The following is a 14979-nucleotide window of genomic DNA, read 5'->3' on the forward strand; positions in this document are numbered from 1 at the left end:
TTCAATCCATTACAACATGGTAATAAGTAAAGCCAATCCAACGGCAACCATTGGCAAAAAATACCGATGCACTTCCCAAAATTTTTTCCCCATCATCCATAGAAAAAGGCCGTATCCCCAAACTAGACCAATCATATTGTGCATAATGTCATCCCATTCAAAAAAACCTGTTTTTGTTACTAATTGCAGACATTCCACGGAAATCGAAACAATCAGCCCAAACAGCATAACTGTATTGCGCTCCCTGACCATTTCCTCATGCAAATAGTTTCTGTATGCCCAGGGAACCAAAATTCCTACTGGAACAAACATCAAACAATTTATCAGAACTTCCAGCACAATGTAGAAATCATGGGTAGAATAGATATGTTGATATGACCAGAATAAAAGCAGATTTTTACCAGCTTCTTCATTAGATGAGCGAGCTAAAAACGTAAACAAAAATATCAAATATAAATAGAACCACACTGCCATTCTTCCAACCTTTTCACGGGCTGACCATTTTTCCTTATTAAAAATTAGCAACGTTATGATTAATAAAACGACAATTACTGTTTCAATAATCGTTTTTCGACTTGAAAATATTCCATGCTGTATAAAAAAATTATAATAACGAAGCACTTCTTCCATTAAAATTCCTCAAATAAATATTCTAAATTATAAAATATGACCTACATTTTTCATCATTTTTTAAGTAAAAAAAGCAGCTGTTTGTACTCTCTGCTTACAAATATTGAACCTATAAAAAAAATGCCTAAATAGACGCATTTTACAAAGATAGACAGCAACACTGATTCAATCGAAAACGGATATAAAACAACCCCGGCAATCATCGCCAAAAGCACAAATAGCACTGGAACCAGGTCCTTTATATATGCAATCAACTGATATTTAAATCCAAGTTTTATCAGCATTACTGATGCGGTTATAAAATGAAAGAGATAGGCAGCCGCGACACAGATTGATACCGTTTCAATGCTTCCTCCCACAAAAACCCCAATTAATATAGCGATAACCGTTACACAGGTATTGATCAGGCCGTTTGCAAAGAGTTGTCTGGTATTACCAAGAGACTGAAAAATAGCTCCAGAACTTGAGTTGATCATCTGAGGAACAATTGCAATCGACAAATACTGGAAGCAGCTCACTGAGGCACCCCAGTTCCTGCCATAAAAAATATTTATTATCTCATTGGCTCCAAGGAAACACACCGGTGCTATGTATAATCCAACACAGGCTAACAGATGTACAATTTTCATGTATTTTCTATATATAATATCTAACTGTTGCTGATAATCCGAAAGAACTGGATGCAATACCGGTGAAATAACGCCCGTTAGATTATTTACCGGATACACCATTAGGGTATAGGCTTTATTGTAATATCCTAACTCTGCACTTCCCATAAACTTTCCAATCAGCAAATTATCAAGATTTTTTGAAAAATAATTAATCAGATTAAAAGCAAACTGGTAACTTGAATAATTTATAACTTTTTTTATACTGTCCATATCAATTTTAAAACGAAATCTTGGACGTGTTGTCCCAAAATTCCAAATAAAAGTGAATAATGCCACTAAAATAGCCTGAATTGCCAGGGCATAATAACGGAAGCCCATAAATGCCAGAAAAATACTAATTACCGAAGCGCCTACATAGACCACAACTGTTCTGACGGCAATACTTGCAAACTTCTTTTCCCTGTTCAGAATTCCGTTGGGAACCATATTTAAAGCATTAAATAAAAGAGCAATACTTAACATTTGTCCCAATGAGATAAATACATCATCTTCATAAAAAGATGCAATCGGATAAGCACACAAGATAAACACAAACATCAATACCACTGAAACATAAACAGTAAATGAATAGATATTATTAATATCCTCTTTTGTAAGATCTTTTTTCTGGATAATAGCAGGTCCAAACCCCATATCTGAAAAAGTTGTGAAAAAGGTGGAAAATACAGTAACAACGGCGACAATTCCGTAATCCTCAGGTGATAAAATTCTTGCTAATACAGCGTTCACTAGAAGCGATAAAACTACTTTTGTATACTTTCCGGAAGCATTGATTAATACTGACTTTTTTAATTCCATAGTTTCTCAGTGTTCTCTGCCAACAGTATTTTTGTCTTTAAACTGCTCCACGAAATAATATCCATCCACCAGATATTGTCTTTGCGTAAAATAAAACTCACGATATTTAAACAGTTTGAGCCATGCAAAGAACTTTTTTTCTGTCAAAAGTTTATTTCGAAGATCACACCAAATATTTAAACTTTCTATCAGCTTCCTTTTTTCCGGTTTATAGTATTCTGATTTAAGATACCACTGATTAATCCGAATTGTTCTAACTATTTCATTTACTGTATATAAATAATTATATTTAATTGAGCGTGAAGCATTATTTGCATGTCTCCGGTATTCGATAAAGGTTTGGTCATAAAGAAATAGTTTATCTAACAATGCTGCAACAACCCATAAAACCACATCATGTGGCGTACCTTTTTCCCAGTTTTCTTCAAACATCGGCAATAGATCTTTACGAAAGGCCATTGTACATCCAGGTCGAAGAATTTTATAATAATGCTTATCAAATGTAACTTTACTCACAATTCCCTGACTTTCAGTCTTTACAGACTGCTGATAGATCATCTCTCCACCAGTCTCAGTAAAAGCATGAAAACCAGAAGCCAGCAGCCAAATATCATCATTTTCTTCAAAAGCTCTGGTCATTTTCTCGATTCGTTCCTCGTGCCAGATATCATCCTGATCACAAAGGAAAATAACATCGCCTGTCGCCTTTTTAAGGCCCTGAAAAAAATTCCGTTCCCAGCCCAGATTTGTTTTATTTACTTTTAATTTCCATTTAACCAACTTATGTTCGGCAATATATTTATCGATATAAGAAACAGTCTCATCACTTGATTTATCATCATAAATCAGAACTTCATCTATTTCTCTTGTCTGTTTTCTTATAGAATCCAACATTTCAGGCAAATATCGTCTTCCATTGTATGTCGACATTACAGTTGATACTTTCATTTTTTTCTCCTGTGTTATTTTACCAATAACAATATTTTTATATTTAATACCCTTTAAATGTAAAATTTAAACTATATTTAATTTATTTGACTTGAAATAAGTCTTCTTGCGAATAATTATAATATAATCTGTTCAAATTTCCAACCTGAATAAAAGCTGGAAACTAATATTTAAAAATCAGACCGCATCAGAAAAATTTGATAAAATTAGAATTATTTGTTATTTTTTAAAGAATCGGGTAAAATACAAGAAAGATCTTAGGTTTGTAAAGGTACAAAGGAGACCCAATGAAAGAGACAATAGTAATAGATTTAAAGAAAATTACAGCAGTTTTAATAAAAAAATGGTGGCTGATCCTGATCTTTACGACTATCAGTTTTGGAACTTCCTACCTGGTCGCCGATCGATACCTTACACCCATTTATGAAGCTACTACGGTTTTATTTCTCGGAACAGAAAACACCAGTTTAGCAGACCTTGATTCTTCTCTAATGGACACTGACAGACAACTCATTACCGATTATCAGCATATTGCCCTATCACACTCGGTCATTGATCCTATCATTAGTAATTTAAATCTTCAAATGACGTATGCGGAATTTCTTGAAAATATCTTTATTACTGCCGTTGAAGGTTCACGCTTATTTACAATCAGTTTTCAATCTCCCGATCCCATCATCGCAAACTCTGTCGCGAATTCATTAGCTAATCAACTCTTGCAGTCAATTTCCGCAACTGTCGGAGTTGAGAATATTCAAATCCTTGATTCGGCACCAGTTCCTGACGCTCCAATTTTCCCCAGAATGCTTAACGTTCTAATCTTAGGGACTTCTTTGGGTATTTTGCTTGCACTAGCCATTATAATTTTTGCGTTTCTTTTAGATAATACCGTCAAAAATGAAGATGATGTCGAAAATTTAATTGGAACATCTGTATTAGGAAATATTCCAAAAGTTAAATAATTTTCCTCACTTAAAATAAACGCTCTCCTTTTAATATTCAAAAAACAATAGTCAACTTGTTAAATTTAATATTTGAGGGATAAATCTCTAAAAAGAGGGTAGATAGTAATTAATTAGCTAACTTCAGACGTTCAAACTGGAATATGAAATAAAGGAATTTTACTCGGACTAAACATCATCTGCAATTCATGGAGGTATTATGGAAAACAAAAAGGAACTGCAACTCAAAGATATTTTTCAAACCTTATTTAAAAAATGGTGGCTCGTCCTGCTGCTGATGACAGTAGGATTCGGTTCAGCTTTTGTTATTGCAACTCAAGTCATTACACCTGTTTATGAAGCTGACACCGTTTTATTTATCGGTAAAGAAAATTCCGGTCTGGGTAATGTTGACATTTCATTGGGAACCCTTAATGCCAATAATCAGTTAATCGTTGATTATCAGCAAATCGCCTTAACTCGACTGGTTATCGATCAAGTCATCAACAACACTAATCTGGATATTAGCTATGAAGAATTCCGGGATAGTGTTGTCATTCAAACAGTTGAAGACTCCAGGTTATTTACCGTTGGCTTTATGTATCCTGATCCTGCAATTGCTAAAAGTGTTTCTGACGAGTTAGCTAAACAACTGACTTTAGCGGTTTTCGAAATCGTAGGTGTCGAAAACATCCGGATTATTGATCAAGCCCAAGTTCCTACGGATCCTGTTTCACCAGTTTTATTAAGCTATTTACTTATTGGTACATTAATCGGTTTTTTAATTTCATTGTTCACTATTTTAGTTTTATTTTTAGGTGATGATACGGTTAAAAATGAAGATGATATCGAAAAGCTGCTCGGGGTCACCGTACTAGGGGCTATCCCCGAACTCAGCGAAAAAAGGTAATTTGTGCAATTCAAAATATAAGGTTACAATTCTAATCTCTGCTGAACAGGTCTCGCGTGTACACTTTATCAACAACATCGCTTATTTCATCAGATAAACGGTTTGCAACGATGATGTCAGATATTTCTTTAAACTCTTCCAATGAGCTAATCACCTGCGAATTAAAGAAAGTATCTTCTTTCATGGCGGGCTCGTAAACCACCACATCTATCCCTTTGGCTTTAATCCGCTTCATAACCCCTTGAACAGCCGATTCCCGGAAATTATCTGAATTGGTCTTCATCGTTAACCGATAAATACCAACCGTTTTCGGGGATTTTTGAATAATCATTTCAGCAATATGATCTTTTCGGGTCCGGTTTGCATCAACAATGGCCGACATGATGTTTTGCGGTACATCCGAATAATTTGCAAGCAGCTGCTTTGTATCTTTTGGCAGACAATATCCCCCATAACCAAATGAAGGGTTATTATAATGATCTCCAATTCGCGGGTCCATCGATACCCCTTTAATAATATCATGCGTATTAAGGCCACGCACCTCAGCATAGGAATCCAATTCGTTAAAATAGGCAATTCTCAGGGCCAGATAGGTATTGGCAAAAAGTTTAATAGCCTCTGCTTCTGTGGAATTGGTAAAAAGTACTTCTATTTCTTCCTTTAATGCGCCATCTTTAAGCAAGTTGGCAAAAACTTCGGCTCTTTTGGAATCTTCGCCAACAATGATTCTGGAAGGATAGAGATTATCATAAAGAGCTTTTCCCTCTCTCAGGAATTCAGGTGAGAAAATGACATTTTCCGTTTCAAATTTTTCTCTAATTGTTTTTGTATAGCCTACCGGAACCGTTGATTTTATGATCATCACAGCATCTGAATTAATAGCCAGTACATTAGCAATGACTGCCTCAACTGATCGGGTATTAAAATAGTTTTTCTGTGGATCATAATTAGTCGGTGTGCAAATAATGACATAATCTGCTTCAATATAAGCCTCATAATTATCATAAGTTGCCCTTAAATTCAGTTCTTTTGATGAAAGGTATTCTTCAATTTCCTTATCAATAATCGGCGATTCTCTTCTATTAATCTGTTCAACTCTTTCCCTGATAATGTCGACGGCAATTACTTCGTTATGCTGCGACAGCAGAATCGCATTTGACAGCCCCACATAACCAATTCCTGCGATAGTTATTTTCATAATATGACTCCTTATTGATTTTTGTCATTTCTCAATCAACCTTTGGGGTTAGTTTCTTCGATAAAAAAAGATACCCGAAATCAGATCTGCTCTGTTATTATGTTATAGTAATCCAGATACCATTCAACAAACTTTTTAAGCCCCTCTTCTATCGTGGTATCTGGTTTAAAACCGGTATCTCGTGAAAGATCACTTACCTCAGCATAAGTCCTTAAAACATCACCCGGCTGCATTTCCATAAATATTTTCTGACCCTCTTTCCCTAATGCCTTCTCTAAAGCCGTTATAAAATACATTAACTGAATTGGCTTGTTGTTTCCAATATTGTAAATCTTATAGGGAGCAAAGCTCGTACTGATATCATCAACACTTTCATCCCAGTTTTTATTAGCCACCGGGACTTTCTCGATAAGTCTTTCAATTCCTGTTACTATGTCATCAATGTAAGTAAAGTCTCGTTCCATTTTTCCATTGTTGTAAACTTTGATCGGTCTTCCTGCCAAAATTTCTTTGGTAAAACTAAAATAGGCCATATCTGGCCTGCCATAGGGGCCATACACTGTAAAGAAACGTAACCCTGTTGTTGGAATGCCATAGAGATGGCTGTATGTGTGGGCCATCAGTTCATTAGCTTTCTTCGTAGCCGCATACAAGGATACCGGATGATCCACATTATGAGCAGTGGAAAAAGGAACCCTTTTATTTCCACCATAAACGGAGCTTGATGATGCATACAGCAGATGTTTTACGGGATAGTTTCTGCAGGCTTCCAAAATATTCACAAAACCGACCAGATTTGAATCAACATAGGCATAGGGATTTTCAATCGAATATCGCACACCTGCCTGCGCCGCCAGATTTACCACATATTCTGGCCGACTGTTTTCAAACAATTCATCCAGCGATTCCTTGTCTTTCAGATCAATCTTATGAAAAATAAAATTTTTTTTCTGTTTTAAAATAGCCAGACGATCTTCCTTTAATCCAGTATCATAATAATTATTGAGATTGTCAATCCCAATTACTTCAACGTTTTTTGACAGCAATAAATCAGACAAGTGAAAACCAATAAAACCAGCTGCTCCAGTAATTAATATTTTCATCTCATTCGTCCTTTCACTTAAATAATCTGTCTGTTATTGGGATCACGCAACACTCCAGGATACTTCTGTTACCCACGAACCTTTAAATAAATGGCACCATTGCGATACGTGTTCAACAAAAAACTGCTGGTTTTTTTCGTTCTGAAAAAAACACAGCAAATTTTCATAAACACTATCTTACAATGGCATCAGCATCAATTCCTTCCTGCATAATCAGGTTGATTTGCTAAAAAAAATGACGCTTGCGTTTCTTATAGTCGTAATGGTAATACTCCAAGTTCTTTTTAAACTCTACCTTTGTCAGAATTACCCCCATCAGATTTGCACCAACTTTTTCCAGATTTTTTTTGGCCTCAACCATCATCGTCTTTTTGGTCTCTCCAGCTGCAATAACCAGGAGCACCCCATCGACAACTCGCGAAATAATTAAAGCGTCAGCAAAACTTAATATTGGCGGCGTATCAATCAAAATCAGATCATATTCAGCTCTACAGGCTTCAATAAGTTCCTCAAAATCCTGCGAATTTAATAGTTCTGTTGGAGAAACCTGTTTACTTCCTGCCGTCATGACATGTAAACTAAAATTGCCGATTTTATTGATTGCTGTTTCTATTGGTAAATTATCAACCACAAGGTTTGACAGACCTGTTTTCATTTTATTAATTCCGAAAATTTCACCTATTTTAGGTTGCCTTAAATCACAGTCAATCAGAAGGACTTTTTTCTGAGCCTGAGCAAAAGACGCAGCAAGATTTGAAATTGTAGTACTCTTACCTTCATGTTTACCCGAGCTGGTTATCAGCATCACCTGATTTAATTTCTTTGAGTTTTTAAAATCCAAGTTAGTCCGCAAGAGTTTATAACTTTCTGCAACAAACGAATCTGAATCATAGAGTACAACGAGTTTTGATGTATTCATTCTTTCCTCCTTTAGATAATTCCTTTATTCCCAGTTATCCTGATGCAAATCGGGATCCTGGAATAATGCTTTTATCGTATCCAGATCCTCCTGAGTATAAACTTCATACCAGATGCCGTCAATTAAAGCGCCGCTGGTATTCAAACGATATGTCTCATATGTTATATCAGTATCTCGTGTACCCAGGTTAATATATTCCTGAATTTTAGAGAAATTAGCATTAGTTTCCATTCCATTATTATAATATTTTTCTATCAGCTTATCAATTTCCTGAAGACTGGTTTTAGATAGAGTATCTACAAGAGAAATGATAACTTCCTGCTGTCTGCCAATCCGTCCAAAATCATTGTCTGAATCCCGACGAAAGCGAACGTAGAACAAAGCATCTTCACTGTCTAATATCTGTTCTCCTGCCGCTATTGCTAAAGAACCGTCTTCATAATGAAAATCCTTCTGCACATTCACAAATACCCCGCCCACATCATCAATAATTTTTGAAAAAGTAACAAAATTAGTTTTCACAGAAAAATCAAGCTGGATATCAAGAAAATTCTCAACGGTCTGATCCAGAAGTTCCTGGCCGCCAAAAGCATAGGAATGATTAATCTTATCCAGTCCATATCCAGGTATTTCAACCATGGTATCCCGGGGAATAGAAGCAATCACTGCCACCTTGGTCTGAGGGTTATATTTTACAACCATAATAATGTCCCCTCGAGACACTTCATCTTCTCGTTCATCGGTTCCGTAGAGGCCAAATATTACAGTTTTACGGGTATCAACCTCTTTCAACAGTTCTTCATTATTCTGATTCAATGTATCCAGCAACGAGCCACCAGATGATTCTGCATTAGTATCAGTATTTTGGCTTGCTGACATATTATTCTGATTATACAGATAAAGACCGGCTCCACCAAGGATCACCAGTCCGATGACGGAAAATAGGATAATCCATTTTTTTGACCCATTCATTTCCTCACACCTAATCTATCCTTTCAAAGATCAGAAAAGCATTTTTTCATATTTTTGCTAAAATATCAGGAAAAATTGTAACCTTCTTTTCCAGTAACAATATTCTGATTAAGGGACTCCATATTCTCTCTAATCTTTTCCTGATTGACCTCACGGTTATCCCGATAATTAGGTAGAATTTTCTGCACTTCGAGCAGTAGACGATCGTGATCAGAATCTTTAAGCCAATCTTTTAATCCTTCTACCGAATCCAGGAACTCATTGATATCAATATCGAGGGGATGACCAACACGGATTTTATCATGTGCTGTTCCCTTTAGTCCTTCCTCATCCATCAGAAGCTCTTCATAAAGTTTTTCGCCAGGCCGTAGTCCGATAATTTCAATTTCTATATCTTCGCCCAGTTTAAGTCCTGAAAGTTTAATCATATCAACTGCCAGATCATAAATCTTAACTGGCTTGCCCATATCCAAGACAAAAATTTCACCGCCCTTGGCCATGGCCCCAGACTGCATAACCAGCTGAGTGGCTTCAGGTATTGTCATAAAATAGCGGATAATTTCCCGATGGGTAACAGTGACCGGTCCACCTTCGCGAATCTGTTTTTTAAACAGGGGAACGACAGACCCATTACTGCCCAGAACATTACCAAAACGTACAGCCGTAAACTTGGTCTTACTCTGTTTGTCCATCACCTGAATGTACATTTCACAGATCCGCTTACTGGCCCCCATAATATTGGTGGGATTGACCGCTTTATCTGTGGAAACCATGACAAACCTGCCAACACCGCATTTATGTGCTGCTTCAGCGACATTTCTGGTGCCAAAAACATTATTTTTGATGGCCTCGTTAGGTGAGCGTTCCATCAGCGGAACATGTTTATGCGCCGCCGCATGAAAAATGATGTTGGGCTGTTGCGAATCTATCAAAGAAAATATCGCTTCCCTATCAGTTACCGAAGCAATAACGACATCCAAATTTAGTCTGGAACCATAATCCTGATTCAGCTCATGCTGAATCTCATAGGCGCTGTTTTCATAGATATCAAGGATGATTAGCTTTTTGGGATTAAAACGGGCAATTTGTCGGCACAGTTCCGACCCGATTGAGCCCCCTCCACCGGTGACCAATACTACTTTTCCTTCGATTGAATCAACGACTTCGCGGATATTCAAATTAACGGCTTCGCGGCCCAGTAAATCCTCGATTTCAACATCTCGGATTTTACTCAGTGACACCTGGCCGTCAATAATCTCCTTAATCCCCGGAGTAATCCGTACCTTGGCACTGGTCCGTTTTGCTTCTTCGAGGATCATTCGCAGGGTTCCCTGTCCCACTGTAGGCACTGCTACAATAATTTCATCAATTTCAAAACGATAGGCAACACTGCCAATATCATGGAAGTTTCCGATAACCTTAACACCGGAAATCACCTTGTGAAGATTTTTATCATCCTCGTCAAGAAAACCGATCACATCTCCATAGGTATCTTTGTGATTTCTGATTTCATCGGCGATTAATGATGCTGTTGCGCCACTTCCAATAATTAGAATTTTTTTTTCGAATTGATTCCTGATAAAGAAATGTCTATTTTTGATACTGCGATATAAACGGAAACTGGCTCTAAATACACCAACAAAAACCAGTTCAAACAAGTACATGGTAAAATATATACCATAGAAAAAATCCGCTCCACGATAGATCAGAAAAGCTGTAGTAAATAATGATGATACAGTAACAGCCAAAAATACCTTGACTAACTCTTCCAGTGTTGCATAAGCCCAGATACTCTTATACATCCCAAAGTATCTGTAGACTATAATCTCTCCTATGGTTATAAACAGAACATTATTAAAATAGACTTGCCAGACATCTTCCGGCACAATGCCTTCATAATGAAGAAAAAAGGTCAGCAAGATTGCCCCGTTTATTAAAAGACCATCAGCTAATATCATTAGAAATTCTTTTAGTCGATTATTCATCGCTACTCCTTCGAACAGTTATAAGATCTAACTTCCAATATAAGATTTTATTCTCAAATTCATCTTTTTACCTTAAACATTTAAAATAATCTCCAACGCTTTTGACTGACCATGACGGAATCGATCGGTCTGTTTTCAATAACTGCTCGCGGATTCTCTTTGAATAAGCGAATGGCGGCACATTCTCCAAAACGTCCTTCAATTATCTCGTAGGCCTTCTTCATTTGCGGCGGCCGATACTTAATATCATGGGCGTCTGTCGCAACAATATGAACCCAACCAGTCTTAATCCAGTCGATGCCCTTCTTACGGGTCTTACGTTCAATAAGATATTTAGCAGTCACCTGGGCAAACATACCCGCTTCGATAAATTGGCCAAGCTTTTCCGGACGATCCTCAAAGATCCGATAGCGCTCGATATGTGCCAAAATTATTTTATATCCTTTTTCAAGCAAATTATAGAGAAACGCTTCATGAAACTCATAAAAATGGTAGGTTGGCAGTTCAATTAAAACATAGTCACTGCCTGCCATGGTATTGGCCACCCCAGAAAAAATAGCCTCCACATTTTCTTCGGATAAATGAATCTCATTGCCAAGACGAATCTTCAAACTAATATTTTCTTCCTCCAACACCTGCGACAAAAGTTCAAACTGCTGTCTGGCATTAGTCTGATAATCTATATTATTAACAAAATGAGGTGTTACAATCATTTGTGAAATTCCTTCATCAACAGCTCTTTTTGCCATTTGTCGGGATATCTCAAGATCATTAGCACCATCATCAACTGCTGGTAATAAATGAATATGCGTATCAATCATTAGAATCACTCTCTTTTGATTTATTTATATGCTTATTTACCCACTTCTAAATAAAATATTCTATTAAATATTAGATAAACTTAAAAAACACCCACTTTTGTTTGTAATGTTTAACAAAAGTGGGTCTTCCTAAAAATCTGTTATGCAATTTCCAAACCTATATTAATAGTATTAGCAGCTGCGCCACCATCGTTTGGTGTAATTGTAAAATATACGGTCGTTCCAACATCTCCGACACTTGTTATTTCACCGGTTTCTTCATTAATCACAGTAGATCCTGAATCCACACGGATAAAGGTTACTGTATAATCTGCAGAATCGATTCCTGCTGCTTCGATAAATTCATTTGCAATTGTTAAAATGTTATCGCCGACAGTAAGTTCACCAAATTCGGAACCCGTCATACCTGCATGGCTGACTACATATGAAGCCTTGTAAACCAGGTCCGTTTGAGCTGCAATAATATTAGCCGTAGCAGTCGATACCTGGGCTTGCGTATTATCAACACTGACGACATTTTCGTCCACTACTGCCTGGTAGATCGTCCAGGAAGCTGATGTAAAATCACTTTCTTCAACTGCTGCCAGTGCCATTTCATATTGACTGAGATCAGCTCCATAAACCAGAATCTCTTCCTGCAGGGCAAGCAAAGTTGCTGTATAACCATCAACTACGCCTTGAGAATAGCCCTTCATTGTCGCTGTCGGAACCTCCACAATAGCAATGACTCGGGAATCAGCCTGATAAGCTTCAAATGAAGCTGTCGTGTAATTGCCCTGTTCAATATTCTTGGCGGCACTAAAAGCAGAAAGGTCAGCTGCCGATTCTAATTCCAGCCAAACAGCCTCAATGACTTCTGTGGCATCATCCACTACTTCCTGGGAACTTTCTTTAGAAATCACATCGTATTCCCATTCGCCATCAGAAAGACTTCCATATTCCTCACAGACCGCCACATAAGCATCCCAGGTATCGATGGAATAAGGGGTATAAGTACTGTCTGCACCATAAAGAACATACAATTGAATAGCATCATTAAAAGCAGTTAAATCGGAATAAAACACCAAATCTTTCTGAGCGGCAAGAATATTTGCAGTCGCTGTATCAACTTCTTCCTGAGTATTCTGAGCCGTCATCACATTGGCATCAACCACAGCCTGATAGGCAGTCCATCCTTCTTTTACCTGGTCTTCAGTCACTGCTGCCAGTGCTGCTTCATAGGCTGTCAGATCTGATTTAGAGACAAGATTTTTTTGCGCCTTTAAAATACTGATGGTCGCCACATAGACTTCTTCCTGAGTATTCAATTTAGTCACAGTATTGGCTTCAACCACGTCCTGATAGACAGTCCATGATTCTTCAGTATAATTTTCTTCTGAAACACTGTCCAGAGCTTCCTGATAATCTGTCAGATCGGCATCTTTAGTAATAATAATTTTTATTGCTTCAAGACGAAGGCTTTCTCCTTCAGTCCCAGCCGCTTCACCGTCAACAAACCAGGTTGTTGAGTCATCTTCGTCCATTAACCAGCCTTTATTCTGAACCTGCACATTGTAGCGGAGGCTATAACCAGGCATATTATTTAATTGCAAGGTAATTCGCTCCAGACGTTGGCTTTTACCTTCGCTTCCGGCAGCCTCGCCCATGATGAATGGCCCCTTATCACCTTCATTCTGAACATGAACCCAGGTTTCGATGTTTGCATCCTCCGGAACATCCCCGGTCAATTCCACCTTAATGGCTTCAAGCCGTTTGGACTCCCCTACTGTCCCTGACAATTCCCCGTCAGCCTTCCAGGCCGTTTCCCAGCCCTTATCCTGAATATGGGTTTTATAACGGACTCCCACTGTTTCGGTTGCCTGGCTGACAGGACTTGCTGCCAGGACATTCCCCGACATTAAGACAAGTAGCAAAGTCAACACTGAAACCAGACTTGTAAACTGCTTTTTCATCAGAATTCTCCTTTTTATACCACTTTAAGACATCTCGTCTGCTCCCAAATATGGGAATTTAAGCGATTGTTTTAACTGAATTTTACACTTTCTATCCCCATTTTGCAAGTTAAAAAGAAACCGCCCGAAGGCGGTCTCAGGTCTACTATTAAATTACCGGTGGCGCTTTATCACTTTCTTTTGATGCAGTTAGCAGATCACCTACATCCGTTATCGTCGGATAGACCGTATTAATTGAGGTGTGGGTGGTCACCAATGACTGATTCCCATTATAGTCATAAGCATACAAATGAATGGAGTAGTCTCCCTGCTCATTGTTATGATCAGCATATTCAACCCGACAGGTTACGGTGTTTCCATCCAGGCTTCCGTCGTACCAGATGCGATCATCCTGACCGCCGGCATCTGTCCAGACAGGGATGGTAATTTTTGAAATACCAGTATCAGCATCACTTACTTCTGCTGTTACCGTAAAGCCCTCATCATCTACTTCCGAAACACGGACATTTTCAATTGTCGGCTTTACTGTATCTGTCGAAGCATCAACAAAATCACCAACATAGATATAGCCCTGGAAGCCGCCAACTGAAGTATTATTTTCATTTCCAATAGTATAGGTATAGGAATTAAATATCGGACCGCTCCAGGCAGATTCCGATACCGTTACCTGATCGCCGTTGATGGCTTCAACCACCGCTACATGCCCATAATAACTGCCGTTCCAGCAGATAATTGCACCCAGTTTAGGGGTTGAACCGTAGGCATAAGTTCCTGAAGCCATATTATCAGACCACCAGCCGCCGGCGTCATTCATTGGTAAACCGGGATCATAGCCTAAAATTTCATAGGCGCGTCCATAGGCATAAGCCGTACAATTGGGCAAACCATAGCCGCCTTGATAATAGCGATTGTTGGCATAGAAATATGGGTTGTCTGATGTCGGCTGTGTTAATCGGGGGGTAAAAAACGTTTTTTGCGCTACCGTCGTCTGCACCGCTGTGTCTTCTGTATTACTTTCGTTGGCCAGTACCGCTGACGGTGCAAAGCCAAGCATTAAAACCAGGGCCGTGCCAAGACACAGTCTTTTTAAACCAGTATTCTTCATTTCTCCTCCTGCAATTATGAATGTCA

General features: G+C 38.1%; 13 protein-coding genes. 2 read left to right on the forward strand and 11 right to left on the reverse strand.

All coding sequences use genetic code 11. From position 1 onward, the window contains the following. Positions 1-9: 9 nt before the first annotated feature. Genes Q5O24_11300 through Q5O24_11310 form a run of 3 tightly spaced genes read right to left on the reverse strand, consistent with a single transcriptional unit; the run spans position 10 to position 3047 of the window. Entirely contained in the window at positions 10-630 is a 621-nt protein-coding gene (locus Q5O24_11300) for a VanZ family protein (GenBank protein ID WKY46940.1), read from the reverse strand. Positions 631-683: 53 nt separating this feature from the next. After that, a complete protein-coding gene (locus Q5O24_11305) occupies positions 684-2099 on the reverse strand; it encodes a lipopolysaccharide biosynthesis protein (protein WKY46941.1) in 1416 nt (471 codons plus the stop codon). Positions 2100-2105: 6 nt separating this feature from the next. Next, a complete protein-coding gene (locus Q5O24_11310; GenBank protein WKY46942.1) occupies positions 2106-3047 on the reverse strand; it encodes a glycosyltransferase in 942 nt (313 codons plus the stop codon). A 287-nt stretch (positions 3048-3334) separates the two neighbouring features. Between Q5O24_11310 and Q5O24_11315 the strand changes: the two genes are divergently transcribed. Together Q5O24_11315 and Q5O24_11320 are read left to right on the forward strand one after the other, a co-directional pair. Further along, positions 3335-4009, forward strand: coding sequence for a Wzz/FepE/Etk N-terminal domain-containing protein (locus Q5O24_11315; protein WKY46943.1), 675 nt, complete (start codon positions 3335-3337; stop codon positions 4007-4009). 199 nt (positions 4010-4208) lie between these two features. Beyond that, positions 4209-4898: a Wzz/FepE/Etk N-terminal domain-containing protein gene (locus tag Q5O24_11320; GenBank protein ID WKY46944.1), complete on the forward strand. Its 690-nt coding sequence runs from the start codon at positions 4209-4211 to the stop codon at positions 4896-4898. 31 nt (positions 4899-4929) lie between these two features. On the opposite strand, the gene Q5O24_11325 is transcribed toward Q5O24_11320, so the two are convergent. The 8 genes from Q5O24_11325 to Q5O24_11360 all read right to left on the reverse strand — a co-directional run bounded on the left by Q5O24_11325 (position 4930) and on the right by Q5O24_11360 (position 14953). Beyond that, positions 4930-6096, reverse strand: a complete 1167-nt coding sequence (locus Q5O24_11325) for a nucleotide sugar dehydrogenase (GenBank protein WKY46945.1) — start codon at positions 6094-6096, stop codon at positions 4930-4932. 80 nt (positions 6097-6176) lie between these two features. Next, positions 6177-7199, reverse strand: coding sequence for an NAD-dependent epimerase (locus Q5O24_11330; protein ID WKY46946.1), 1023 nt, complete (start codon positions 7197-7199; stop codon positions 6177-6179). Between the two features lie 226 nt (positions 7200-7425). Then, positions 7426-8118 carry a CpsD/CapB family tyrosine-protein kinase gene (locus tag Q5O24_11335; protein WKY46947.1) on the reverse strand — a complete coding sequence of 231 codons (693 nt, stop codon included), beginning with the start codon at positions 8116-8118 and terminating at the stop codon, positions 7426-7428. Positions 8119-8142: 24 nt separating this feature from the next. Then, positions 8143-9090, reverse strand: coding sequence for an LCP family protein (locus Q5O24_11340; protein WKY46948.1), 948 nt, complete (start codon positions 9088-9090; stop codon positions 8143-8145). Positions 9091-9155: 65 nt separating this feature from the next. Continuing rightward, positions 9156-11075, reverse strand: a complete 1920-nt coding sequence (locus Q5O24_11345; protein WKY46949.1) for a nucleoside-diphosphate sugar epimerase/dehydratase — start codon at positions 11073-11075, stop codon at positions 9156-9158. 80 nt (positions 11076-11155) lie between these two features. Next, positions 11156-11896, reverse strand: a complete 741-nt coding sequence (locus Q5O24_11350) for a CpsB/CapC family capsule biosynthesis tyrosine phosphatase (GenBank protein WKY46950.1) — start codon at positions 11894-11896, stop codon at positions 11156-11158. Between the two features lie 140 nt (positions 11897-12036). Continuing rightward, on the reverse strand, positions 12037-13848 hold the full coding sequence (locus Q5O24_11355) for a hypothetical protein (GenBank protein WKY46951.1): 1812 nt from the start codon (positions 13846-13848) through the stop codon (positions 12037-12039). A 148-nt stretch (positions 13849-13996) separates the two neighbouring features. Then, the gene (locus Q5O24_11360; GenBank protein WKY46952.1) at positions 13997-14953 is read right to left on the reverse strand and encodes a GBS Bsp-like repeat-containing protein; all 957 of its coding nucleotides are present in this window, start codon (positions 14951-14953) and stop codon (positions 13997-13999) included. Positions 14954-14979: the final 26 nt, after the last annotated feature.

Source organism: Eubacteriaceae bacterium ES3 (assembly GCA_030586155.1).
In the GTDB taxonomy this organism is placed as follows: domain Bacteria; phylum Bacillota; class Clostridia; order Eubacteriales; family Eubacteriaceae; genus Acetobacterium.

Bases quoted from the DNA above. Each gene is read 5' to 3' on its own strand.
- Q5O24_11300 (WKY46940.1), bottom strand. From the start codon at position 630: ATGGAAGAAGTGCTTCGTTATTATAATTTTTTTATACAGCATGGAATA.
- Q5O24_11305 (WKY46941.1), bottom strand. From the start codon at position 2,099: ATGGAATTAAAAAAGTCAGTATTAATCAATGCTTCCGGAAAGTATACA.
- Q5O24_11310 (WKY46942.1), bottom strand. From the start codon at position 3,047: ATGAAAGTATCAACTGTAATGTCGACATACAATGGAAGACGATATTTG.
- Q5O24_11315 (WKY46943.1), top strand. From the start codon at position 3,335: ATGAAAGAGACAATAGTAATAGATTTAAAGAAAATTACAGCAGTTTTA.
- Q5O24_11320 (WKY46944.1), top strand. From the start codon at position 4,209: ATGGAAAACAAAAAGGAACTGCAACTCAAAGATATTTTTCAAACCTTA.
- Q5O24_11325 (WKY46945.1), bottom strand. From the start codon at position 6,096: ATGAAAATAACTATCGCAGGAATTGGTTATGTGGGGCTGTCAAATGCG.
- Q5O24_11330 (WKY46946.1), bottom strand. From the start codon at position 7,199: ATGAAAATATTAATTACTGGAGCAGCTGGTTTTATTGGTTTTCACTTG.
- Q5O24_11335 (WKY46947.1), bottom strand. From the start codon at position 8,118: ATGAATACATCAAAACTCGTTGTACTCTATGATTCAGATTCGTTTGTT.
- Q5O24_11340 (WKY46948.1), bottom strand. From the start codon at position 9,090: ATGAATGGGTCAAAAAAATGGATTATCCTATTTTCCGTCATCGGACTG.
- Q5O24_11345 (WKY46949.1), bottom strand. From the start codon at position 11,075: ATGAATAATCGACTAAAAGAATTTCTAATGATATTAGCTGATGGTCTT.
- Q5O24_11350 (WKY46950.1), bottom strand. From the start codon at position 11,896: ATGATTGATACGCATATTCATTTATTACCAGCAGTTGATGATGGTGCT.
- Q5O24_11355 (WKY46951.1), bottom strand. From the start codon at position 13,848: ATGAAAAAGCAGTTTACAAGTCTGGTTTCAGTGTTGACTTTGCTACTT.
- Q5O24_11360 (WKY46952.1), bottom strand. From the start codon at position 14,953: ATGAAGAATACTGGTTTAAAAAGACTGTGTCTTGGCACGGCCCTGGTT.